The following is a 25,374-nucleotide window of genomic DNA, read 5'->3' as shown; positions in this document are numbered from 1 at the left end:
TTTCGTTGTTTATTTTTAAGGTATAAATAATATGAAATTTCTATTCAAAATATTGATTTTAATTTGCTTTGCAACAATAAATGCGCAAACATCCACATTGCATCTAGCTGATAGTTTGTATTTGCGTGGTAATTACACCAAAGCGATTGAAGCATATAAAAGCTATGAAAATCAAGATGAGGTTTACAACAAAATGGCCAAGGCATATATAGCTTTAGGGAATTATGATGAGGCTTTAATTAATTATGAAAATAGCCTGAAGGATAATCCAAAGGATGCTTTAACCTTGTTTGATTATGCTAAACTATTAACCAGAGTTAAAAAACACAAAGAAGCTTTAAAGGTGTTTTATAAGCTTATCGATATTGATTATAGAAATCCAAATTATCACTATGAAAGCGGTTTGATATTACAAAAATTGGGAGATTCAACAGACCAAAACAGATTTAAAACAGCGTTTGATTTAGATAGCACACATCAAAAAGCCATTTTTCAAATTGCGAAACATCATTTAACAAAACGAAACCATCAAGTGGTTGATAGATACATAGATATTGGTTTAAACTCGTATGCCAATAATAAGGAACTCATTAGCTTAAAAGCTCAAAATTTTTACAGGCAGCAAGACTATAAAAATGCTGCTACATGGTTTGAAAAACTAGTAGCACTTAATGAGTCATTACTGTTTATACATGAGAAATTACGTAATTGTTATATGTTACAATATGAGTTTGAGAAGGCCATAGAACACGGTAAAATAGTTTTAGAATTCGATTCGCAGAATACAGAGAATCTGTTTATTCAAGGCGAATTACATCAACGTATCGAAGATTTTAAAAATGCCGAGAAATACATGCTGCAATCTTTGATTTTACAAGACATAGCTTTAGATGAAGAATACATTAAACTAGCAGGTGTTTACAGTCGGCAAAAAAAATATAAAGAATCGATAGACGCTTATAAAAAAGCGATTGATGAAAATCCAAAAAATGAGCGAGCACACTTTTTGTCAATTTATGTTAAAGACCAATATTATGAAGATATTGATGCTCGCATTAAACTATTTGAGAACTTTAATAGCAGATTTCCGCAGAGTAAATTCAAGACGCTTGTCAACCATAAAATAGACGAATTGAAAAAAGAGAAATTTATGAAGACCGATTAATTTTAAAAAAATCGTACTTTTCCACTTCAGTTTCTAACAATGAAGTATCTAAAGTTTTTAATTCTTATTGTTTGCTTGTCATCTTGCGATTATTTCGACAAGAAAAAAGTGAATTCTAAAGACATTGTTAAAGAAGAGCTTGAAACATTTAACTGGAACGAGGTAGATGAATATCCTTCGTTTGATGATTGTAGTTCATCAGACACCAAGGCGCTTCGTAAACAATGTTTTCAAACGATACTTGCCAACCATATCACTTCGCAATTAGCATTAAGAAAAATTGTAGTTACAGAAGATTTAAATGATACTATAGAGATGTCTTTTGTTATTTCTGAGAAAGGAAACTTAAGCGTTTTAAATATTAAAAATAATCCAAAAATCACTTCTCAAATCCCAGAAATAAACACATTTTTAACCGAAAGTCTAAATAATTTGCCGCAAATTTCTCCAGCAATAAAACGAGGACAACAGGTTAAATCGGAGTTTAAAATTCCAATAATAATTAAGGTAGAGTAATTAGAACTTAATAGCGAAAGTTCGCATGAGTCTTAAAATTTCTGTGTATAACCAAACCAGCGACACCAATAACCCCCAAGTTGCAATCCACTCTTTGTATTTGTCGGCTTTGTTCTTATGTTTTTCAATATAATCAAAGTCCAATAGCAATGTAAATGTAGCAACAATAGCAGCAATAATATTAAACACTATCGCTACCCAAGAAGTTCCCCAAATAAATGTTTTAATGCCAAATAAGCTCAATACAAAAGATATCAAATAAACAATCATAATCGAAAAAGCAGCAGTTACAATAACACTTCTAAGCTTTTTGGTAACTATAATAATTCGTGTTTGGTATAACACTAAAATGGTAAAAAAAGTAACAATAGTGACGCCAATGGCTTGAAATGGTAATTCAGGAAATTTAGCTTTAATAAAAGCACTAAAGCCACCTAAAAAACAGCCTTTTGCAACGGCATATAAAGGCACTAAAAAATTTGCCCAATGCTGCCTAACCGAAATAACGATACTTATGACTATGGCAGCCAACATACCACCAATTGTAAACCACCTAACATTAGTGCCATTGTCGTATAATTTCCAAACAAAAGCTGTTATTATAGAAATAATTAAAATACAAACCATTGATTTAACAATAATGCCACGAACACTCATGGTTTTTGAAGTATCAGGGCTGTTTTCCCAGAAATAATTTGAGAATGCAGGATTAGATGTTTTGTAGTTGGATAGTTTTTGCATATCGATTGGAAAGATACTTATTTTTTAAAACTTCTGCCTTTCCATTTATATTTTGAGAACATCGCTTTAAAAGCAATAAATACAGAAAAAAATGGATATAGTAGACCACTAAAAAAATAACTACTTAAAAGACTAGTTTGGCTAAAGAACTTTGCTGATTTAGCTATTAGCACATAGTCAACAGATAATTTGAGTATTAAAAACCCAACAAAATAAACCCAGTTAAATAATCCAAAGACACTTAAAAAGAGGGTAATGACAATTAAAGCATTCATTAATAAAACTAATGAACCAACAAATTTTCCAAAAGTGTTTTTGTAATTGCTTGTTTTGGCTGCCCAACGAATACGCTGTTGAATAAGATTAGACAAAGAATTTTCAGCTTTAGATTGTACAATGGCGTTTTCAGATTTTAGGTACTTTACTAATCTAGGATATTTTTTCACCGCTTTTTCAAGCAAGAAAATATCATCGCCACTAGCAATATCGTTATTATTATCAAAGCCATTAAGTTCTTCAAATAGATCTTTTCGATACAAAAAATTGGCACCATTACATAAAAAAGGCACTGAAAGCCCAAAACCAGCAATGGTAGCCGCCTGAAGACTTAAAATATCCAAGGTTTGAAATTGCTTGAAAAAAGTCTCTGTCGATGTGTATGTTACTGGAGCAACAATCATAGCAACATCCTCACTGTTTATAAAGGAATTGCATGTTTCAAGCCATCTGTTTGGAACTTCACAATCGGCATCTGTGGTTGAAATCCAGTAGTATTTAGCTTTATTAATAGCTGTAGTAATAGCATCTTTTTTTGGTGAATTAGATTTGCGTTTGTTTTTAATGATTTTAAAATCTAATTGCGAATAACTCAACAATCGTGAGCATAATTCTACCGAATTATCAGTAGAATCATCATCCACAAAAATCACTTCAAAATGATTCTTGGAGTAGTTTAAATTCTCTAGCGACTTGATTAAATCTGGCAGATTTTCTTCTTCATTTCTAAAAGGAACAATAATAGTAAAACGTGTTTGATTCCTTAAAAATGTCTCCTCGAAAGTTTTGACTCTGTTAAATCCAATAACAAAAAAGCCTATTAATAGGGCATATAAAATGGTTGTAATTATAATGATAAAAATCATTTAGTCATCAAAGTTAGAAGCTGTTGGCAAATTAAAATTAAGCACATAGTAACTTCCAAAAATACTTGGAAGCACAAAATTTAATAGCCACATTAATGTAGTAACGCTCAAAATGGTAATATTATTGATGTCGGCAAAACCAAAGACGTACAAAGCAACACTTCCCTTAACGACAACATCAAAAATAAATATGGTTGGTATTATGGAAACCACTACATACATGGTGCTTATTAAAACCATAGCATCTATATATGCGATGTCTATTCCAAACAACACAAACAAATAATAAAATTGAAATGAAAAAATTACATATCGAAGGAGTGATAACATTATATTTTTAATATGCATTTTTGCAGGCAACCCTTTAACAAAAGCCCATATTTTTGAAAATGAAAACCCTTTAATTTGAAATCGCTTATATGACACACCAAAACCAATAGCAACAATACCTATTAAAGTGTAAGTGAGTAATCGCACTAATTTGTAATAAGAAATATCGACCTCATATTGAGAAGTAATCATAAAAACACCAACGATTCCGAACAAAAGTGTCATAAGCATTTGAGACATATTCCCAATTAAATTTAAGAGGACTACTTTTTTTCTTAGGTGTCCACCAAAATAGATAGTTTTAGCGGCGTAATCTCCAATTCTATTAGGAGTAAATAAAGACGCTGTATGCGAAGCTAAACTTTGTTTTTGCGCTTCAAAAAAAGAAATTTTAGAGATAGAATTCACTAGATTTTGCCATTTTATAATTTCAAAAAACCAATTAAAAAAGGTTAAAAACAATAGAAAAATGATGTTTTTAAGCGAAAAAACACTGTTTTTGGATAAAAAATCAAGAAATGAGGAAAAATCTAATTCATCATTATTTGTAAGTTTATTATAAATAAAATAGGCAGCACCAACAACTATACTTAACTTAATAAGTACAAAAAAGAATTGCTTAGTTTTGTATGGAAGTCCGCTAATCATTTTGTCACAAATTAAAACTATTATTGTAAATGACCTTTATAAAAAATAAATATAAAAGACCTTTACTTTGTTTATTCCTATTTAGTGTGATGTCCTTTAGTTTTGCTCAAGGAGATACTGAAAAAATCCGATTACAACTAGCATTAGGTGTAAACAACCCAATTGATAATGGTGAAAACGATGGTTATTATGCTAAAGATATTAACTTGCCAACCATTAACTTTGGGATTAGATATATGTTTAAGCCTAACAAATTGGGAGCAAAACTTGATGTTGGGTATAATAGGTCAAAAAGCGATGTAGGGTCTTTAGATTTTAAACTTAATTACACACGCGTTAATGCACAGATTGTGTACGATTTTTATGATTTATTGAATTTCTTGCCACAAGAAATGACTATTCAAGCACATGCTGGACCAGGAATAAGCTTTACAAAACCCTTATTAAATGATTCTGAAAACACGTACACCTATTTAAATGGATTAGTAGGGTTGGATGTTTACTTTAGTTTATCGCGTAAGTTGTCTCTTTTTGTAGATGTTGCTTATGCAAAAAGCTTTACAAGTAAAAACAAATATGATGCGGTTGCAGATGGTTTCTCATTTAACGGAGATTTAGTGTATGCGACTGTAGGACTTTCAGTAGCTTTAAGTGGTTGTAGATATTGTGATTAATGGATAATAAAGAACGAATTATATTGGGTATTGACCCTGGAACAACCATTATGGGTTTTGGGCTCATAAAAGTGGTTGGTAAAAAAATGCAGTTTATGCAACTTAATGAACTCAGTTTGAAAAAATATGATGATCATTATTTAAAACTAAAACTCATTTTTGAACGTACCATAGAACTTATCGATACACATCATCCAGATGAGATAGCAATTGAAGCGCCTTTCTTTGGAAAGAACGTACAAAGTATGCTCAAATTAGGAAGAGCGCAAGGTGTTGCCATGGCAGCAGGATTATCACGACAAATTCCAATTACCGAATATTTACCAAAAAAAATTAAGATGGCCATTACTGGAAATGGTAACGCAAGTAAAGAACAAGTCGCAAAAATGCTGCAAAGCACATTAGGATTAAAAACACTACCAAAAAACCTAGATGCAACCGATGGTTTAGCAGCTGCTGTGTGTCATTTTTATAATTCGGGAAAAGTAACGGTTGGTAAAAGTTATTCTGGCTGGGAAAGCTTTGTAAAAAACAATGAAAAAAGAATAAAAAAGTAGCTTTATTGTCATTCCTGCGAAGGTAGGAATCCACATTTTTAACCTTAAATTTTAAATCATCGGAGGAATCTACATCCACATACCATTTTGTAAGCAAGCATGCTACTACTGCGATTTTCATTTTTCGACGTCATTAAAGAAGAAAGATGAATTACTCCAAGCACTTGTAAAAGAATTGGAGATTCGTAAAAGCGAACTTCAAAACCAATCTATTGAAACCATTTATTTTGGTGGAGGCACACCTTCATTATTATCGAATGAAGAATTAAAATTGTTGATTGATGCTGTTTATAAAAGCTATCAAGTTGTAGAAAACCCAGAAATTACATTAGAAGCTAATCCAGATGATTTATCTAAAGATCGAATAATCCAATTATCTAAAAGTCCAATTAACCGTTTAAGTATTGGCATTCAATCCTTTTTCGAAGACGATTTAAAAAGCATGAATCGTGCGCATAATGCAACAGAAGCAAAAGAATGTTTGAAGGAAGCGACTCGTCATTTCGATAACATTACCATTGACTTAATTTACGGTATTCCAAACATGAGTTTAGATAAGTGGAATCAAAATCTACAGATAGTTTTTAATTTTGGAGTTAATCATATTTCTAGTTATGCCTTAACAGTTGAGCCAAAAACAGCCTTAGACAGCTTCATTGAAAAAGGAACTTATCCACCAATTGATGAAGAATTGGCACTAGAGCATTTTAATCATTTAATAACAGAAACCGAGAAACACGGCTTTGTACAATACGAGATTTCTAATTTTGGAAAACTTGATTATTTCTCTAAACACAACACAAGCTATTGGCAAGGGAAATCTTATTTAGGAATTGGCCCATCAGCCCATTCGTTTAATAATAATCAACGAAGTTGGAATGTGTCAAATAACACAAAATATATTAAATCTATTCAGCAAAACGAATTACCTTCAACTGTGGAAATGCTCTCTAAAAAGGATAGGTTTAATGAGTATATTATGACAGGTTTGCGTACTATTTGGGGAGTTTCATTAAAGAAAATCGAAAAAGATTTCGGACTCGATTTTAAAGAGCATTTGCTAACAGCCTCTAAAGAATTTATTAATCAACAATTACTTGTTGTCACTTCGAGTGATTGCGATAGCAATTGTATCGAGAAGCTACAAGCAACCCAAAAAGGGAAATTTTTAATTGATGGAATTTCATCAAGTCTTTTTCTTATATAATCCTTAAATTTACGCTTAACAACCATATTACATGAAAGCAGTTATAAACGTAAACAGTCGTACCTACGCTATATATATAGATAAACCTTTAGATATTTCCATTCCTCTGCGAGCCACAAAAAGCAACGTAAATGCTTGGTATATTGATGAGCCTATTATAGAACCAGTAAAAATGGATGATTTTATTGTAAGCGTTGAACATGGAGCTCCAGTAAATTTTAATAACATTCAGTTTAATCCGCATGCTCACGGTACACATACCGAATGCGTTGGACATATCACAGAAAAAAAGTACAGTATTAACCAATGTTTAAAACAGTTCTTTTTTGTTGCTGAGGTAATAACCGTGGCACCTGAAAAATTAGGAGATGATTTTGTGATTTCGGCAAAGCAATTACGTTTTGCCATTGGAAATAAAAAGCGTGAAGCAGTTATTATAAGAACATTGCCAAATACTACCGAAAAATTAACGCAACATTACTCAAATACAAATCCACCATATTTATTAGAAGAAGCAGCTGTTTACTTAAAAAGTAAAGGTGTAAAACACTTACTTATTGATTTGCCAAGTGTTGATAGAGAAAGAGATGATGGCGAATTGCTAGCACACAATGCCTTTTGGAATACCGATGGAAAAATACGTACTGAAGCTACCATTACAGAGTTTATTTTTGTGCCAAATAATATTGAAGATGGTAAATACATTCTCAATCTTCAAATAGCACCATTTGAAAACGATGCGACACCAAGTAAACCTGTGTTATATAAGTTATACGAATAGTATGGAAGTATTTTTAGGAACTATTTTTGGAATTTTATTAAGTATTGGAGCTATTACTTACATCAAATATCTGCAATCAAAAAAATTGGCTAATTCACAATCTGTTATCCTATTGGATAAAGTAAAAAGCGTTTGCAAATTCATAACAGTTGAAGGGGATTTTGCTGAAATTTATCATTATCAAGATGTCAAGCAAAAATTCTTAAAACTTATAACTAGTAAGAAGAAAGCTCTAGTCGTAGTTAACGCTAAAGCCTATATTGGTTTTGATTTGTCTAAAGTTGAAATGAAAGCAAATTCGAATACTAAAACACTTGTATTACAAAATTTTCCTGAAGCAGAAGTATTATCAATCGAAACCACTTTAGATTATTACGATAAAAAAGATGGTTATTTCAATAGATTTGAAGCAAACGACCTTACAGACTTACAGAACGAAGCTAAGATTCATATAAAGGATAAAATTCCAGAAAGCGGACTATATCAAGCTGCACAAAAAGAAGCCTTAGAGGCTATTTTGCTAATAGAGAATATTGTACAAACTATTGGATGGAAACTGGATTATGGATCTTTAAAAATTGAAGATAAAGACCAAAAACTTATAGATTAATGCACATAGATCAAATTAGAGACCATTGTTTATCTAAAAAAGCTGCGACTGAGAGTTTTCCGTTTGACGAAAACACGCTTGTATTTAAAGTAATGAACAAAATGTTCTTAATGGCGCCTTTAGATAAGTTTGAGAAAGGAGAAGCTTCAGTAACAGTAAAATGCGATCCAGAATATACAATTGAACTTAGGGAGCAATACGAGAGCGTTTATGCAGGCCCTTACGTAAGTAATAAACATTGGAATACTTTGGCAATTCATAAAAATGAATTATCACCTAAATTAGTTTTTGAACTCATAGACCATAGTTACGATATGGTTGTAAAAGGAATGACAAAGAAGTTAAGAGAAGAACTGAACAACTTGTAGAAGCAACTATATAAATGTATCATTGCAAAGTAAAATAGCATTCAAAAATGAGTTTAGAAAGAGAGTTAAAAAAACGAAGTAATTCAGTTTGTGAGTTATGTTCAAGTGATGAAAATCTTCAAGTGTATGTAGTGCCTCCATCAAAAGACGAGAATTTAGAAAACGCACTTATGGCGTGTAAAATATGTGCTGAACAAATTGAAAATCCAGAAGCTACAGAAGCAAACCATTGGCGATGTTTAAACGATAGTATGTGGAGCGAACATAAAGCTGTTCAAGTAGTTGCATGGAGAATGCTTTCTAGGTTACGAAAAGAGGGTTGGCCGCAGGACTTGTTAGACATGATGTATTTGGATGAAGAAACACTTGAGTTTGCAAAAGCAACAGGTGAAGGTGAAGACGACCCAAATAAGGTAATACATCGTGATGTTAATGGCGTAATTTTAGAGGTTGGAGATTCTGTGGTGCTTATAAAAGATCTTAAAGTAAAAGGCTCTAGTATGGTGGCAAAGCAAGGAACTGCTGTTCGAAATATCCGTTTAGATAGAGATAACGAAAAATACATCGAAGGAAAAGTAGGTCCAACGCAAATCGTTATTATTACAGATTACGTTAAAAAGATATAAGTTTAAATAGTTTTAGCTTTTCGATATTCTGAAGGTGCCCTTTTTTTTATCGATTTAAACTGCCTATTAAAATTTGAAATATTATTAAACCCAGATTTTTCGGCAATTTCGGCAATTGAAAAACCTTCTTTAGATAAGAGTAATTTACAAGCGTTCTCAATACGCAACTCGTTTAAAAAAGTGAAATAGGATTTGTTGGTGCGCTTTTTAAAGTATTTACAAAATGCATTTTTAGTCATAGCCGACACTTGAGCTATGTCGTCCAAACTAATTTGTTGATGATAGTTTTGCATGGTAAAATCTAAAACATTTCTCATACGTTTCCCTTCACTATCCGTATATTTTTTGTCATAAATAAAAGAAGACAAAGCTTGGGTTTTAGACTTGGAAAGCGTTTTTAAGATTTCCAATAATATTATAAAACGTGTTAGTTTACTACTTTTAGCTAATTGCAAAAAATAAGTTTCTAGTATTTTTGATTTAGGTGATACTTTAAAACCATAATCTACTTTTTTAAAAAACGGTTTCAATTCTCTTAATTCTTCTAATTGAAAAAAGGTTTTTCCAAAAGCATCTTTTGAAAAAAATAAGGTTAACATTTCTGATTGAATATTAGTACTTGCCTCACTTTTAAACACATGTGGCAAATTGCTCCCAATTGCCAAAACATCTCCTTTTTTGTAATAATTAATGGTGTCTCCAACAACAAGTGTACCTTCGCCTTTAGCAATATAACTCACCTGTATCTCTTCATGTTGGTGAAGCTTGTCATAGAATATCAATTCTTTGTCTTCTTGATAAATCAAGGCATTATTTTCAGGTTTAGGTATTTGAAATGGTAATACTTTCATAACGCTAAAATATGCAAATAATATTCAATATATAATTTTAATTATTTATTGAGGATAATATTGTATGTATTTTGGATAAAACGACATTATTTTTTATTTGATTTCTAGTGTAATTTTATCAAAACAAAATTAATTACAATGAGTTTAAAATGGGAAGGCGTAATACCAGCAGTAACAACAAAGTTCACAAATGATGATACTTTAGATTTACAGATGTTTGAAACCAATATCAAAGCACAATTAGATGCTGGAGTTCATGGTATTGTTTTAGGAGGAACCTTAGGAGAAGCAAGTACATTATTAGATGAGGAAAAAAGCATTCTAACGCAAGAAACAGTCAAAATAGTAAATGGAAAAGTTCCTGTGTTAATGAATGTAGCTGAGCAATCAACTAAAGGTGCTATTGCAGCGGCGAAAAAAGCAGAAGATGATGGTGCAAAAGGTTTAATGATGTTGCCTCCAATGAGATATAAAGCTGGAGATAGAGAAACCGTAGAATATTTTAAAGCTGTTGCCAATAATACTTCGTTGCCAATTATGGTGTATAATAATCCTGTAGATTACAAAATTGAAGTGACTTTAGATATGTTTGATGAGCTCTTAAAATGTGATAATATTGAAGCTGTAAAAGAATCAACTAGAGATATATCTAATGTAACGAGAATAAAAAACAGATTTGGAGATAGGCTTAAAATAATGACAGGAGTCGATACTGTTGCTCTTGAGAGTCTATTAATGGGAGCCGATGGATGGATAGCTGGTTTAGTTTGTGCTTTTCCAAGAGAAACAGTTGCGATTTATGAACTGCAAAAAGCAGGTAGAATAAAAGAAGCAATAGAAATTTATAGATGGTTTTTACCGTTGCTAGAGTTAGATATTAACCCTAAATTAGTGCAAAATATTAAACTTGCTGAAGTAGCTACTGGAATAGGAACCGAAAATGTGCGTGCACCTCGTTTACCTCTCTTTGGAGAAGAAAGAACAAAAGTATTAGCAATTATTGCAAAAGGAATGAGAACCAGACCAACACTTCCAGAATATAAGAATTTACAAGAGCTAGTATAGTTATGTAATATATGTTAGAAATAAGACCAACATGCGAACATTGCAACAAATCATTGCCAAACGATTCTAGTGAGGCAATGATTTGTACGTTTGAATGTACCTACTGTAAAGATTGTGTTGAGAGTGTATTACAGCATGTATGTTCTAATTGTGGAGGTGGTTTTGAAAAACGACCAATTAGACCAAAAAATTTATTAGAAAAATATCCGGTTTCAACCAAAATAGTACATAAACCTGTCGATGTTGAAACTCACCTAAAAAGAATTGAAAATCAATGATAACAGGAAAAAATTATATAGGAAATCAACTATCAGCCAAAGGGAGTAAAACGTTTAAAACGTTTAATCCTTTGTTGAACATAGAAAACCAATGGGAAATAACTGAGGCTTCTCAAGATGAGGTTAATCAAGCAGCAGAATTAGCTGCCGAAGCTTTCAAAACATATTCCAAAACTTCAGGAGCAAAAAAAGCACAATTTCTTAGAGCTATTGCAGACGAAATAGAGGCATTAGGCGATGAGTTATTACAGGTTTATTCTTCAGAAAGCGGATTACCAAATGGAAGAGCTATGGGAGAAAGAGGAAGAACGCTTGGGCAATTACATGCTTTTGCGAATCATGTAGAAGAAGGTAATTGGGTAGATGCATCTATAGATACTGCACAACCAGATAGAAAACCACTACCCAAAGTAGATTTACGAAAAATGAATGTGCCTTTAGGGTCAGTTGTTGTTTTTGGAGCATCAAACTTTCCATTCGCATTTTCAACAGCAGGAGGAGATACAGCAGCAGCCCTTGCAGCAGGATGCCCTGTAATTGTAAAATCGCATCCAATGCATGCAGCAACAGGCGAAATGGTTAGTAGTGCAGTGATTAAGGCTGCAGAAAAAACTGGTATGCCTAATGGTGTATTTTCTAACCTTAATTCTAGCGGAATAAAAGTTGGACAACAATTAGTACAGCATCCTAAAGTGAAGGCAGTTGGTTTTACAGGCAGTATTCATGGTGGTCGAGCATTATACGATTTAGCTGCAAAACGAGATGAACCAATTCCAGTATTTGCTGAAATGGGAAGTATTAATCCAGTTGTTATTTTGCCACAAGCATTAAATAATAGAGCTGAAGCAATCGCTAAAACGTATGCAGGCTCAATTACTTTAGGAACAGGGCAGTTTTGTACAAATCCAGGTTTGATTATTGGTGTGAAATCTGAAGGGTTGACCAGTTTTGTGAATACTTTAGCTGAAGAAATCGTAAAAGTTGAACCGTCTTGTATGTTGCATCCAAATATTGCTGGAGCATACGAGACTAATAAATCTAAAGCATTATCACAAAGCGGAATAAAAGTATTAGCTGGTTATGAAAATGATGTAGAACCTAATTATGCAAGACAAGTTGTGACAACAGTTGAAGGGGATACTTTTTTAAATAATCCAACATTACATCACGAAGTATTTGGACCATTTTCGTTAGTTGTGCAGTGTGAAGATAAACAACAATTAGAAAAAATCATTTCTAATTTAGAAGGACAATTGACTGGAACTATTATTTCAGATGATAATGAAGTAGCAGAATACTCTAACGTTGTTAATGCGCTTCAAAATAGAGTTGGACGCATTATATTTAATGGAGTTCCAACTGGTGTTGAGGTTTGTCCTTCAATGCTTCATGGAGGTCCTTATCCAGCATCAACAGATTCGAGATTTACCGCGGTTGGTGTAGATTCGATTAAACGATTTGTAAGACCATTTAGTTTTCAAGATTGGCCAAATGACTTACTTCCAGACGAGTTAAAGAACGAAAATCCATTAGGAATTACTCGAAACGTTAATGGTAAACTAACTAGCCAAAAAATTTAAAAAGAATAATTATGAAATTGCTCAAGTATTTAGTTGTCTTCGTTTTATTTGGAATTTTAGCTTTTAAAACCTCTTCAAGTTCTGATAAATTGAATGACATTATTGCAAAATATGAAGCAGAAAGAAATTATGATTTCAAACGCAATGAATCTGTAGAAAACACTATTAAATACTATCAAGCAGAATCGGATTTTGCAAAAACACTTAAAGCAGAGTTAGAAAAAGTTAGTGTTGAAGGCTTATCAGAATCTGAACAAATTTCAAGAGAGCTCCTTTTATTTGTCTTACAAGATAAAATAGATACGCATACGTTTAAAATGTACCTGAACCCAATTACAAATGAGAGAGCTTTCCATTTGAATTTAAGTAGAATGGCTAATAGGGGGTTTAAAAACAAAGAGCAAGTAATTGAATATTTAGAACAGCTTGAAGAGTTGCCACAACGAGTTGATTATAATTTAGATTTATTAAGAGCAGGAGTTAAAGAAGGTATTTCACAACCAAAAGCAGTATTTAATAATTATGAAATTACGTATGATAAGCACATCGTTTCAGATGTTACTAAAAGCGAATTTTATAAACCGTTTCATAAACTTCCAGAATCATTTTCAAAAGCATTAAAAGACTCTATTATTAAAGTTGCAAAAGAGAGTGTTCAGAAAAATGCGGTAAATCAGTATAAAAAAATAAAAAGCTATTTTGAGAATGACTATTTTTCAAATACCCGAAAAGGATTAGGGGTTTCTACTACACCTAATGGAGAAGCATTTTATCAAAATAGAATCAATTATTATACTACAAGCACTAAATATACAGCAGATGATATTCATCAAATTGGATTAAATGAAGTAGCTAGAATTAAAGCAGAAATGCAAAAAATTATTGATGATTTAGAATTTGAAGGAAGCTTTGCAGATTTTTTAAAATTTCTTCGTACAGATGAGCAATTTTATCCAAAAACAGCCAAAGAATTATTAATGTTTGCGCGTGATATTTCAAAGAGAATTGATGCTGAACTACCAAAGTATTTTATTACGTTACCAAGAAAACCATATGGTGTTGTCCCAGTTCCTGCGGCAATTGCACCTAACTATACAGGAGGAAGATATTCGGGATCTTACAGTGATACAACAGCAGGTTTTTATTGGGTAAACACTTACAATTTACCAAGCAGAACGTTATATACAATTCCAGCTTTAACAGCTCACGAAGCAGTTCCAGGTCATCATTTACAAATGTCTTTGAACAACGAATTACCCGAAACCATTCCACAATTTAGAAGAAACCTATATTTATCGGCTTATGGTGAAGGCTGGGGATTGTACTCTGAATATTTGGCTGAAGAAATGGGCATTTACACCACGCCATACGAAAAATTTGGCCAGTTAACTTACGAAATGTGGAGAGCATGTAGATTAGTGGTTGATACAGGCGTGCATGCAAAAGGATGGACTAGACAACAAATGTTGGATTATATGGCTGAAAACACAGCCTTATCCATTCATGAAGTAACTACCGAAACAGACCGATATATTTCTTGGCCTGGACAAGCATTATCGTATAAAATAGGAGAAATAAAAATAAGAGAACTTCGTAAAAAGGCTGAAGAATCTCTTGGGGAAAAATTTAACATTCGTGAATTTCATGAAGTAATTCTTGAAGAAGGAACCGTGACACTTTCTATTATGGAAAAACGAATGGATGGTTATATTCAGAATAAATTAAATGAGTAGAACAAAGTTCGTTTGCATTGATGCTCACACTTGCGGAAATCCAGTTCGTGTAGTAACCGAAGGGCATCCAAATTTGGTTGGTGCAACCATGAGCGAAAAGCGCCAGCATTTTTTAAAAGAATTCGATTGGATTCGTAAAGGACTCATGTTTGAGCCACGTGGTCATGATATGATGAGTGGTAGTTTTTTATTTCCTCCTCACAATCCAGAAAACGATTTTGCAATTCTATTTATTGAAACATCAGGTTGTTTACCAATGTGTGGTCATGGTACTATTGGAACTATTACCATTGCCATTGAGGAAGGTTTAGTGACTCCAAAAATTCCTGGAAAAATTAGAATGGAAGCGCCTGCTGGTTTAGTTGAAATTGAGTATCAGCAAACCAATGGAAAAGTAGATTGGGTAAAACTCACTAACGTAAAAAGCTATTTAGCTGCCGAAAGTTTAACTGTTGAATGTCCGGAATTAGGTAAAATTATGTTTGATGTGGCTTATGGTGGAAATTATTATGCTATTGTAGACCCTCAGCAAAACTTTTCAGGAGTGCATGATTTTACAGCAAGCAAAATTGTGCAATATTCACAAGTAGTTAGAGAACGAATTAATGAAAAATACCCAAACCTATTTATTCATCCAGAAAATGAAACCATTCGTGATGTGACACACATGTTGTGGACAGGAAATCCTATCGACCCAACATCGTCAGGTAGAAATGCAGTCTTTTATGGAGATAAAGCTATTGATCGTTCGCCTTGTGGTACTGGAACTTCTGCAAGATTAGCACAGCTATATGCAAAAGGAAAACTAAAAGTTGGAGAACCATTTATTCACGAAAGTTTTATTGGAAGTAAGTTTATAGGAAGAGTTGAAAAAGAAACAAGTTTAGATGGCAAATTAGCAATTATTCCTAGCATTCAAGGTTGGGCAAAAATTTATGGATATAATACTATCTTTATTGATGATGAAGATGATCCTTATGCACATGGGTTTCAGGTGATATAATTAGTTTTTTATTGTAGATTTATCAAATATATAGATCTCAAAGTAAATAGTAATGAGTAAAAACATTGTAGTTATTGGAGGAGGAATAATGGGATTATCCTCTGCTTATTACCTTCAAAATGAAGGTCATCAGGTTACAGTTATTGATCAGTCCAATATGGATGCTGGTGCATCTTATGTAAATGCAGGCTACTTATCACCAAGTCATATCATACCACTCTCTGCACCTGGAGTTATGCGAAAAGGTATAAAATGGATGTTTGATAAATCCAGTCCTTTATATATAAAACCTCGATTAGATTCAGATTTTTTAAGATGGACATTGGCGTTTAATAAATCTTGTAATAAAAACCATGTAGAAAAAGCTGCACCAGTAATTAAAGATATTGCAGTATTAAGTCAAGATCTTTATAGAGATATTTCAGAAAGAGAAAATATAGATTCCCATTATGTGACAAAAGGATTGTTTATGCTTTGTCAAACTGAAAAAGCACTTGAAACAGAAGTAAATATTGCTCATTATGCTAATAAATTAGGCTTGGAAGCCAGAGAAGTGAGTGCTACCGAGATTAAAAAATTAGAACCAAATGTTGAGATAAATGCTATTGGTGCTGCGTATTTTAAATGTGACCATCATACTACACCACACGAATTTATGACTGGGCTAAAAGACGTACTCAAAAATAAAGGCGTACAGTTTTATGCAAATGAAAGAGTTGTCGATCTTGAAGTAAAAAATTGCATCATTCAATCAATTAAAACTGATAAGCAGCTTATAGAAGCTGATGAATTTGTACTTGCTGCAGGCTCATGGAGTAATATGTTAAGTAAAAAATTAGGCATTAAATTACTGTTACAGGCAGGAAAAGGATATCGAGTAAATTCTGAAAGAGAAACAGGAATCACTATTCCTGCAATATTAGCTGAAGCAAAGGTCGCAATAACACCAATGAACGGATTTACAAGGTTTGCAGGTACTATGGAAATTGCTGGAATTAATCAAAATATTAATAAAGTAAGAGTAGAAGCTATAGCAAATGCTGCAAAACGATATTATCCAAATATTGATTTAACAGAAGAGGAGAAAAATAATGCAGCTTGTGGTTTACGACCTGTATCACCAGATGGATTACCTTATATTGGGAAATCTAAAAAATGCAATAATTTAACCATTGCTGCTGGACATGCAATGATGGGTTGGAGTATGGCTACAGCAACTGGTAAATTGGTGTCTGAGATAATTTCTGAACAAAACCTATCTTTGGATATTAACCCTTTTCACCCTGATAGAAAGTTTTAATCTTTCAGATTCATACGCATAGTGATAAGGTGCTTTTTTAAGCCAGCTTTTTCATAAGCTTTAATAGCTGATGGATTATCTTGGTAAACGTCTAAACGAATTTCAAAGATATTTCTGTCTTCACACCATTTCAATAAAGCATCCATAATGAGTTTGTTATAGCCGTTTCCACGATGCTTCTCTGGAACAAACATGAAACCTAGATACCCTTGTTTTTTGTGTTTTAAATAAGGCCTGTCATCTTTGATTTTAGCATAACCTGAAGCAACTAATTCGTTGTTTAATTCAACAACATACAAATCTGATTCTTTATTTGCCATAATTTTAGAAAGGTCGTAGTATATTACTTTTCCTTCCTTAATAGTTGGGTCCATTGGTTTTTCAGCATTAACCAATCCATCCATGAATTCCATTAAAACTGGAAGATCTTCTAATGTTGCTTTCCTAACAATTGGAGTCATATTTCTTAATAGATGATATTATTTAATTTGTAACAGCATTCAAATCTAAAATTTATTCCTTTCATCGAAAAATATATAGATATAGAATTATTTTTCCGAATTTAGATTAAATATTTGATTTTCAGCAGCTATACATCTAAAACACTAACCTATGGTTCTGGAAATTTCTAATTGCGATAACTGTTACAATATTAAAGGTAATCTTACCAAAGAAAATCTCAGTGTTTTTCAGCATACTTTTAAAAATATTTTCTCCAAAGTAAATGAGCTTACAATCAATATTGAAAAGTTGGATAGTATTGATAGGGATGGAGTAAGTGCTATCACAAGGCTTCATAATAATGCTATTACGAACAACAAAAAACTAACAATTGTTGGTTTAGGTTGTAAAGAACTTTATCAGCATATAAAAACATTTAGTGCGGCTTAGAATTAAGGGATTGACAGTTTAATTTAACAAACTAGTACCATTTGAGAGGTTTACTTTATAGAATGAACATTTGTTGTTAAATCTTTGTTTGTATTGCTTTGCAATAGCTTTTTTAAATTCTTCTATTTGGTTTCTTTTAATAATATTTATTGTACATCCTCCAAAACCTCCTCCCATCATTCGAGCACCTATGACTGCATTGGAGTTTTTGGCAAATTCAACTAAAAAATCAAGTTCTTCACAACTTACTTTGTATTGGTTTTGTAAACCGTTGTGGGAAGCAAAAAGCAATTCGCCAAGTTTGGAAATGTCATTTTGTTTAACTGCTTCAAACGCTTCAAGTACACGACTATTTTCTTGAATTACATATAAAGCTTTTTGATATTCAGATTCTGAAAGAGATTCTTTTATACTTTGTAAGCCGTTTAAGGATACTTCTCTTAAGCTACTAAGACCGAGTTTTAAAGCTGCATTTTCGCACACTTTCCGTCTCTCATTATAGGCGCTTTCTGCTAGACTGTGCTTAACATTCGTGTTAATTAAAAGCAAGCAATAATCTTGAAGATTTAATATGACAGTTTTTGCCTCTAAACTTTCACAATCTAATAAAAAAACAGTGCCTTTTTTTCCAAACATGCTAGCATATTGATCCATGATACCACATTTTACACCAACATAATTATGCTCTGCTTTTTGTGAAATAAAAATCATTTCTTTTTTAGTAAACCCTAAGCTAAAAAGTTCGTTTAAAGCGAATACGACACTATTTTCTAATGCAGCTGAAGAAGATAAACCTGCACCAATAGGGATATCTCCACTAAAGATAAGATTAAAATTATCAAGTTGTTTCTCAGTTTTTTGAATCTCTGAGATAACTCCTAAAATATAATTTTGCCAACTTCCATTTTCAAGAGGAGCAATGTTATTTACTGAAAACTCAAATCGTTCGTTAGTGCTTAAAGCAATTATTGTTGATTTTTCTGAATTACTTTTAGAAATGGCTGCAACTATACCTTTATCTATGGCAGCAGGAAACACAAAACCGTTATTGTAATCAGTATGTTCTCCGATGAGGTTAATACGGCCTGGAGAAAAAACCATTAATGGATTAGAATTAAAGGTTTTAATAAATTCAGATTTTACAGTATTTATAAGTTGCTGATTCATTTGCTGCTTGGGGTTAAAGTAAATGAATACGAATAGTTTTTATTTGCTGGAATAGTATATTCTGGATGTACCAATCGTCCCCAAGACGTATCGCCTCCAACGCCCATTTGAAGATAATCAATATTCCATTGAACCGTATTTCCAATTTTAATATCTGCACCATGTTTTGTCGTTACAGGTACTAATCCTGAAGCCGATTCAGCGCCATCATCACTGCTGAAATCCAACTCTTTCATATCAAAAGGCCAGACACTCGAATTCAATAATTTTTGACTTGAAACTTTAAGCTTTAAATCTTTTGATGAAACTTCCATCCATCTCACATCTGTTTTGTTTCCTGTTTCTTGAGGACGAGAATACCGATGAAATTGATTTTCAATTTCACCTAAATACAAACCAGTTTTTTGTCCTGTTTTTCTATCCCAATAGGTTTCTTCGGGACCTTTTCCGTACCATGAAGCATCAGTAAATGTATTTTCTAAAGTCATATACATACCTAGCCGTGGAATATTTGGCAACTCCTTATTGTTTGGTTTAAAGCTTAAGGTAACTTGCATAAGCCCATTTTTACCAATCATATAAGATGCAATAACTTTCGCTTCATCGTTTGGTAACTTGTATTGCACATCATAAGTGATGTGTTTTTTTATAACCTGAGGTTTTCTTGTTAGTTCTGCTTTGTAATTATACGTTGCTTCTTGCCATACTTTAGCCCATTTGTCCATACCATTTCCTAAGTCATTGTCTGTTGGTGGACGCCAGAAATTTGGACGAATTGGTTGATTGGTTACCTCTTTCCCCTCATGTTTCCAGGATATGATTTCTCCAGATTTTGAGTCGATGTTTAAATCAATAACATCATTTTTTATTTGAATAGTTTCTGCAGAAATTATTTCTAAATCTTTGCCGATTTTTGGAAAATTAAAACTTTTCCCTTCTTGTAAAACAAATTGGTCCCAAGCTATTTCATGTCCTTTTGGAATTAGTTCATTTTCTCCTTTTTGAATTAAGCTTACTTCTAAAATGAACTCGCTCTCTGGAATAAACATTTCAGGAATTTTAGGAAAAGTCATTATTACTTTGGTTTGTGGCTTAATATTAAGCTCAACATCATTTTTTAGTATTGTTTCTTTGCCATCGACCAATAGTTTTAATTGAAGTGTTTTATCTGAAAAATCAGCAAAGAAATTCTTATTTTCAATTTCAATTACTCCATTTCCTAAATAGTTAAACTGAACTGGCTCATACACTTTTTTGACTTCAGTTAAATGAGGATGCGGATTTCTATAAGGGTCCACCAAACCATTGTTTAAAAAGTTTCCATCTGTTGGTAAATCTGGATGGTAATCGTGTCCATAAGCTAAATAAGGTTTTCCATTTTCGTCTTTATACTCCAAACTTTGGTCTACCCAATCCCAAATATAGCCTCCTTGTAAATTTGGGTATGTTTCAATGATATCCCAATAATCTTGCAAATTTCCGACAGAATTTCCCATGGCATGCGCATATTCAATCATGATAGATGGTTTATCGGAATCTGATTTTCCATGATTGATTAGATATTCTGGTTTTGGATACATTGGACAATACACATCTGTATAATCTTCTTTTCCTGCAGGTTCGTATTGTACAATTCTATTGTCATCTTGTTCTTTAAGCCATTTGTAGGTCGCTCTAAAAACATCACCTTCTCCAGCTTCATTTCCTAAAGACCAAGAATAAATGGAAGGATGATTTCTATCACGATAGTACATGCGTTGTGTACGCATCATATGTGCTGGCAACCAAGGCATTTCATTACCTATTTGAGTGTCTTCAGAAATAGCTAATGGATGACTTTCAATGTTGGCTTCATCAATAACATATAAGCCATATTTGTCACATAAGTCCAACCAATAAGGGTCGTTAGGATAATGAGCTGAACGTACAGCATTAATGTTATTTTGTTTCATCAATTTAATATCTTTTTTCATTGATGCTTTTGATACCACATGACCTGAAAAAGGGTCTGTTTCATGTCTGTCAACACCTTTAAAGTAAACCGCTTTTCCATTAATGAGTACTTGACTGTTTTTAATTTCTACGCGTTTAAAACCAATATGTTTTGTGATGAATTGATTGTCATCTAATGATATTTTTAAGGTATATAAATTCGGAATTTCAGCAGACCATGGTTTTACCTCATTAATAATTGTGTTCGCGTTAAATTCTTTTATCGAATTTGCTGGTATGTCGATATCTTCTGAAGTTTTAAAGATTGAATTTTTACCATCTAAAATTTCAACAGAAATGATTTTTGAAATATTTTCTGAATTAGTATTTGATATAGAAAATGTCCCCTTGAAAACGCCATTGGTAAAAGAATCATCTAAATTGGTGTTGGCGTGAAAATCAGAAACATGAACTTTAGGTCGAGAATATAAATAAACCTCACGTTCAATACCACTCATTCGTAACATATCTTGACTTTCTAAATAACTGGCGTCACTCCAACGAAACATTTGTAGCGCGATAAGGTTTTTACCATCGTTTAAATAATCCGTAATATTAAACTCAGCTGGCGTTTTACTGCCTTGCGAATAGCCAACATACGTGCCATTTATATACACATACATGGCAGATTTTGCGCCTGCAAAGTGGAGGATGACATCTTCAGAGAGAAATTCAGAATCTATATCGATGAATTTTCTATAGGTGCCAACTGGATTATAATCGGTTGGAGCATCAGGCCATTTGGTGGTAAAAGGATAGCGTTCGTCCAAATAAATGGGGTTTCCAAATCCTTCAACTTCCCAATTGGCTGGCACTGGAATAGTTGTCCAGTTTGAATCGTCGTAATTGTTGTTTTGAAAGGTACTAGGTCGTTGTTTAGGATCTTTCACCCAATGGAATTTCCACTCACCATTTAAACTTAAAAATCGTTTTGAGCTTTCTTTTTCTTTAATTGTGTCGTTTTCAAATATGAAAAATGTTGCTCTGGGTTTCAGTTTATTGTCCTCAAAAATTTCATGATTGTAATGAAATGTTTGTTCAGCAATAGTTTGTAAAGGTTCTTGTTTACAGCCTAAGATAATCAAAGCAAATAATAAAAGAAGGACTTTTTTCATATGGTTGATGTCATAAAATCTTCAGATAAAATCTTTTTTAAATAGAATAATAATTCTTTGGCATTTTCCATATTGAAAACTATTGGAGGTTTAATTTTTAGAACATTATAGTCTGGACCATCAACACTCATTAAAATGCCATGGTCTTTCATTCTGTTTGCCAGATAATCAGTTTGTTTGGCTAATGGATTTAAATTATTATCCACCAATTCAATTCCTAAAAACAAACCTTGACCTCGAACATCTCCAATAACAGGAAACTCTTTTGACAGCTTCTTCAGTTCTTCTTTTAAAAACTCACCAACTTCATAAGCGTTTTCTTGAAGCTTTTCACGTTTTACAACACACAACACTTCAGTGGCTATTGCACATGACACAGGATTACCACCAAAGGTGTTGAAATACTCCATGCCATTGGCAAATTTTTCTGCGACTTCTTTTGTGCAAGCCACAGCTGCAACAGGATGACCATTACCTAGAGGTTTCCCAATAGTAACAATATCTGGAACTACATTATGAAGTTGAAATCCCCAAAATGTTTTTCCCATTCTACCACAACCAGTTTGAACTTCATCAGAAATACAAATACCTCCAGCTTCTTGAATTAATTTGTATGCTTTTGGTAAAAACCCTTGAGGTAATTCTACTTGACCACCACAACTAATTATCGGTTCAATGATAAAGGCAGCAACATTACGTCCTTTGCTTTGAATGTTAGCAATACATTGTTTAACTTCTTCAGCATATTTATCTGCTGTATTTTCGCCTCGATATTTTCCTCTAAATGCATTAGGAATTGGAAAAATATGCGTGTGTTCAGGTGCACCTTGTCCACCTTTTCCATCAAACTTGTACGAAGAAATGTCTACACACATATTCGTATTGCCATGATAACCAACCTCACTAGCTATGATGTCTTTTTCTCCAGAATAGGCTTTTGCCATTCTAATAGCTAACTCGTTCGCTTCACTACCTGAATTAACAAAATGTAAAACGTTTAATTCTGGAGGTAAAGTTTCAATGAGTTCTTTAGCAAGTTTATTAATATTATCATGCAAGTAGCGCGAATTGGTATTAATCAAAGCCATTTGTTCTTGACCAGCTTTCACAACACTAAAATGTTCATGACCAACGTGAGCCACGTTGTTTACTGTGTCCAAATATTTTTGCGCATACTGATCCATGAGGTAAACTCCAGCACCTCTCACCATTTTTATTGGTGTTTTGTATTGAAGATTTAAGCTTTTACCGAGATGCTGTTTTCTGTAGGCAATGAGTTCGTCGTTGGTTATATTATTTGAATTTTTAAGAGCCTCAGACTTAAACAGTAGATTCGGATCTGGACATAAGCCTTTCCAAACATTGAGTTGTTTAAAATAAGTAACTCCAGGAAAATCAACTTCATAATCTAACATGGACATCATAACTTGGAAATGAAGATGTGGAGCCCAGTTTCCATTTTCAGGATAATTACCTAGTTCTGCAATTTTCTCACCTTTTTTGATGAGGTCACCAATTTGATGTTTTGTAGCACTTTCAACTGTGTTATGACCATAAAGTGTGTAAAATTCGAAATCTTCCAGGTGATGTTTTAAGATGACTAATCCACCATATTCTTTATCACCAGCATCATTGCAAGCAGTGACCACTTCACCATCAAATAAAGCATGAACAGGAGTGTTGGCGTGAAACCAAAAATCGATTCCTAAGTGAATGGTTCTACTCTCACTGCCATTATTGCCTATTTTGTCATATGCGGTTGAAGTATAAATTGGTCGAGGTTCTAAATAGCCTCCAGCAAGTACTTTGTTAGGATATTCAGCTTGTAATCTGTCAATTTTAAATTGAAACAAGTCCAAATCGTTGAAATTTTCTTGATGACCAATCCATTTGCTAGACACACTTAAATCGATATGGTGAAATTCATCACTTGGAGCAGTTGGAAATAGTTCTGTTACTTTAAATTGATAAGTTGAAGCCCATCTATTGAATTTTTCGGTGTCAGGATGCGCTGTATAACCACAAGCCACTCTAAAACTATAATGTGCAAAATCAGAACTTATGTTGAACCATTTTTTAAGAGCTTTTGAGGCAGGTTTTGCACTGACTTGCAAGTAAGTGTTTTTAGGTTCTTTTTTTAAGTTTATTAGAGCTGAAGTATAAGATACGATTAAACGCATTGCAATTATAGTGTACAAATGGTCTAATTCCTCTTCTTGAAGTGGAAAAACTGAGTGATACCCAGAAACTATTTGTAAAGCTGGTTCTAAAGAATCGTTTTGTCCCATAATGGCATAAGCACAACAAATGCCAACATCATTGATTATTTGTGTTTGCATTGCATCTCCATAATCTATAACAGCTTTTACTTTAGGATTAATTAGATTATCTGAAACCAAAATATTGTAATCATTGACGTCGTTATGTACTATGGATTTTCGAAGTCGAGTATAAGTACTCAATTCATTCTCAAAACGGTTTTGAAAATAATTGACTATTTCTTGCTCTTCCTTTGGAAAAAGATGAATGTGTTTTTTTGTCCAAAGTGAATGTGCAATATCCCAATCAAAATCAGATTCAATTGATTCATGATGAAATCCTTGAAGGGTCTTTGTGATTTTCCCACTTGTCTCTCCTAAACTAAAATGAAGATTATTAAGCCTTGGATTTACTTCATGCCAAACACGTCCTGAAATCCAAGTTAAAAGCCTAACACTTCTTCTATTTTTATCATTATCTAAAACTTCAGAAATATAATCGCCTTTTGTGTCTGCAATTATTTTAGGGGTAATTAAATCTTCTGAGTTTTTTTCAAGATATAATAAGATATCTCTAAGAAATGAAATGGCATTTTTGTTAACGTTTTGACGTGAAATTTTTAATACATAACCATCTTCATTGTCAACTTTTATTCTAAAATTATAGTCTTCATAACCAGGTAAAGGATGCGCAGTGCCCTTTATATTGTACTGCTCAAAAAGTATTTTTTCGGCTTCTTGAATTGAAATTTTGGTATCAGTGTAATTCATTAGTT

The 25,374-nt window shown here is 32.8% G+C and carries 24 protein-coding genes; 16 read left to right on the top strand and 8 right to left on the bottom strand.

Annotation, left to right across the window (positions count from 1 at the left end; genetic code table 11):
• Positions 1-31: 31 nt before the first annotated feature.
• Both HB672_RS00915 and HB672_RS00910 read left to right on the top strand, forming a co-directional pair.
• Entirely contained in the window at positions 32-1,165 is a 1,134-nt protein-coding gene (locus HB672_RS00915) for a tetratricopeptide repeat protein (RefSeq protein WP_167606254.1), read from the top strand.
• Between the two features lie 39 nt (positions 1,166-1,204).
• Positions 1,205-1,681 carry a hypothetical protein gene (locus tag HB672_RS00910; RefSeq protein WP_167606250.1) on the top strand — a complete coding sequence of 159 codons (477 nt, stop codon included), beginning with the start codon at positions 1,205-1,207 and terminating at the stop codon, positions 1,679-1,681.
• On the opposite strand, the gene HB672_RS00905 is transcribed toward HB672_RS00910, so the two are convergent.
• From HB672_RS00905 to HB672_RS00895, 3 genes are read right to left on the bottom strand one after another with little or no spacing between them, the layout of a single operon-like run.
• Entirely contained in the window at positions 1,682-2,422 is a 741-nt protein-coding gene (locus HB672_RS00905; RefSeq protein ID WP_167606247.1) for a Bax inhibitor-1/YccA family protein, read from the bottom strand. It abuts the gene before it with no gap.
• A 17-nt stretch (positions 2,423-2,439) separates the two neighbouring features.
• Positions 2,440-3,564, bottom strand: a complete 1,125-nt coding sequence (locus HB672_RS00900; protein WP_167606244.1) for a glycosyltransferase — start codon at positions 3,562-3,564, stop codon at positions 2,440-2,442.
• A complete protein-coding gene (locus tag HB672_RS00895; RefSeq protein ID WP_167606242.1) occupies positions 3,565-4,542 on the bottom strand; it encodes a lysylphosphatidylglycerol synthase domain-containing protein in 978 nt (325 codons plus the stop codon).
• Between the two features lie 29 nt (positions 4,543-4,571).
• Here HB672_RS00895 and HB672_RS00890 point away from each other — a divergent pair, with 29 nt between their 5' ends.
• Genes HB672_RS00890 through HB672_RS00860 form a run of 7 tightly spaced genes read left to right on the top strand, consistent with a single transcriptional unit; the run spans position 4,572 to position 9,365 of the window.
• The gene (locus HB672_RS00890) at positions 4,572-5,216 is read left to right on the top strand and encodes an outer membrane beta-barrel protein (RefSeq protein ID WP_167606239.1); all 645 of its coding nucleotides are present in this window, start codon (positions 4,572-4,574) and stop codon (positions 5,214-5,216) included.
• The gene (gene ruvC, locus HB672_RS00885; protein ID WP_167606237.1) at positions 5,216-5,773 is read left to right on the top strand and encodes a crossover junction endodeoxyribonuclease RuvC; all 558 of its coding nucleotides are present in this window, start codon (positions 5,216-5,218) and stop codon (positions 5,771-5,773) included. Before HB672_RS00890 ends, ruvC begins: the two co-directional genes overlap by 1 nt.
• Before the next feature lie 58 nt (positions 5,774-5,831).
• Entirely contained in the window at positions 5,832-6,980 is a 1,149-nt protein-coding gene (gene hemW / locus HB672_RS00880) for a radical SAM family heme chaperone HemW (RefSeq protein WP_167610158.1), read from the top strand.
• Between the two features lie 31 nt (positions 6,981-7,011).
• Complete coding sequence (locus tag HB672_RS00875; RefSeq protein ID WP_167606234.1) at positions 7,012-7,761, top strand: cyclase family protein; 750 nt, start codon at positions 7,012-7,014, stop codon at positions 7,759-7,761.
• Between the two features lies 1 nt (position 7,762).
• Positions 7,763-8,371 carry a DUF4230 domain-containing protein gene (locus tag HB672_RS00870; RefSeq protein WP_167606231.1) on the top strand — a complete coding sequence of 203 codons (609 nt, stop codon included), beginning with the start codon at positions 7,763-7,765 and terminating at the stop codon, positions 8,369-8,371.
• Complete coding sequence (locus tag HB672_RS00865) at positions 8,371-8,739, top strand: MmcQ/YjbR family DNA-binding protein (RefSeq protein WP_167606228.1); 369 nt, start codon at positions 8,371-8,373, stop codon at positions 8,737-8,739. The genes HB672_RS00870 and HB672_RS00865 overlap by 1 nt, the downstream gene beginning before the upstream one ends.
• Before the next feature lie 47 nt (positions 8,740-8,786).
• Complete coding sequence (locus tag HB672_RS00860; RefSeq protein ID WP_167606223.1) at positions 8,787-9,365, top strand: alkylphosphonate utilization protein; 579 nt, start codon at positions 8,787-8,789, stop codon at positions 9,363-9,365.
• A 2-nt stretch (positions 9,366-9,367) separates the two neighbouring features.
• Here HB672_RS00860 and HB672_RS00855 read toward each other — a convergent pair whose 3' ends face one another.
• Positions 9,368-10,216, bottom strand: coding sequence for an AraC family transcriptional regulator (locus tag HB672_RS00855; protein ID WP_167606218.1), 849 nt, complete (start codon positions 10,214-10,216; stop codon positions 9,368-9,370).
• Between the two features lie 138 nt (positions 10,217-10,354).
• On the opposite strand from HB672_RS00855, the gene HB672_RS00850 reads away from it, so the two are divergent.
• The 6 genes from HB672_RS00850 to HB672_RS00825 are packed head-to-tail and all read left to right on the top strand — an operon-like array spanning position 10,355 to position 17,175.
• Positions 10,355-11,281 (top strand): dihydrodipicolinate synthase family protein, encoded by a 927-nt coding sequence (locus HB672_RS00850; protein ID WP_167606215.1) that lies wholly within the window; start codon positions 10,355-10,357, stop codon positions 11,279-11,281.
• 11 nt (positions 11,282-11,292) lie between these two features.
• Positions 11,293-11,559: a DUF1272 domain-containing protein gene (locus HB672_RS00845; RefSeq protein WP_167606211.1), complete on the top strand. Its 267-nt coding sequence runs from the start codon at positions 11,293-11,295 to the stop codon at positions 11,557-11,559.
• Complete coding sequence (locus tag HB672_RS00840) at positions 11,556-13,139, top strand: aldehyde dehydrogenase (NADP(+)) (RefSeq protein ID WP_167606205.1); 1,584 nt, start codon at positions 11,556-11,558, stop codon at positions 13,137-13,139. The genes HB672_RS00845 and HB672_RS00840 overlap by 4 nt, the downstream gene beginning before the upstream one ends.
• 11 nt (positions 13,140-13,150) lie before the next feature.
• Complete coding sequence (locus HB672_RS00835; protein ID WP_167606196.1) at positions 13,151-14,872, top strand: DUF885 domain-containing protein; 1,722 nt, start codon at positions 13,151-13,153, stop codon at positions 14,870-14,872.
• Positions 14,865-15,875: a 4-hydroxyproline epimerase gene (locus tag HB672_RS00830; protein ID WP_167606192.1), complete on the top strand. Its 1,011-nt coding sequence runs from the start codon at positions 14,865-14,867 to the stop codon at positions 15,873-15,875. The genes HB672_RS00835 and HB672_RS00830 overlap by 8 nt, the downstream gene beginning before the upstream one ends.
• Before the next feature lie 52 nt (positions 15,876-15,927).
• Positions 15,928-17,175, top strand: coding sequence for an FAD-dependent oxidoreductase (locus HB672_RS00825; RefSeq protein ID WP_167606178.1), 1,248 nt, complete (start codon positions 15,928-15,930; stop codon positions 17,173-17,175).
• On the opposite strand, the gene HB672_RS00820 is transcribed toward HB672_RS00825, so the two are convergent.
• A complete protein-coding gene (locus HB672_RS00820) occupies positions 17,172-17,636 on the bottom strand; it encodes a GNAT family N-acetyltransferase (protein WP_167606168.1) in 465 nt (154 codons plus the stop codon). The two genes, HB672_RS00825 and HB672_RS00820, sit on opposite strands and share 4 nt — an antisense overlap.
• Positions 17,637-17,787: 151 nt before the next feature.
• Here HB672_RS00820 and HB672_RS00815 point away from each other — a divergent pair, with 151 nt between their 5' ends.
• Positions 17,788-18,066, top strand: coding sequence for a hypothetical protein (locus HB672_RS00815; RefSeq protein WP_167606165.1), 279 nt, complete (start codon positions 17,788-17,790; stop codon positions 18,064-18,066).
• An 18-nt stretch (positions 18,067-18,084) separates the two neighbouring features.
• On the opposite strand, the gene galK is transcribed toward HB672_RS00815, so the two are convergent.
• The 3 genes from galK to HB672_RS00800 are packed head-to-tail and all read right to left on the bottom strand — an operon-like array spanning position 18,085 to position 25,369.
• A complete protein-coding gene (gene galK / locus HB672_RS00810) occupies positions 18,085-19,233 on the bottom strand; it encodes a galactokinase (protein WP_167606161.1) in 1,149 nt (382 codons plus the stop codon).
• Entirely contained in the window at positions 19,230-22,340 is a 3,111-nt protein-coding gene (locus HB672_RS00805; protein WP_167606158.1) for a glycoside hydrolase family 2 TIM barrel-domain containing protein, read from the bottom strand. The genes galK and HB672_RS00805 overlap by 4 nt, the downstream gene beginning before the upstream one ends.
• Complete coding sequence (locus HB672_RS00800) at positions 22,337-25,369, bottom strand: aminotransferase class III-fold pyridoxal phosphate-dependent enzyme (protein ID WP_167606154.1); 3,033 nt, start codon at positions 25,367-25,369, stop codon at positions 22,337-22,339. The genes HB672_RS00805 and HB672_RS00800 overlap by 4 nt, the downstream gene beginning before the upstream one ends.
• Positions 25,370-25,374 lie beyond the last annotated feature (5 nt).

The organism is Gaetbulibacter sp. S0825 (assembly GCF_011777505.1).
Lineage (GTDB): Bacteria > Bacteroidota > Bacteroidia > Flavobacteriales > Flavobacteriaceae > Pontimicrobium.
Note: the sequence above shows the minus strand (reverse complement) of the source record. Positions and strands in the feature narration are given on the sequence as shown.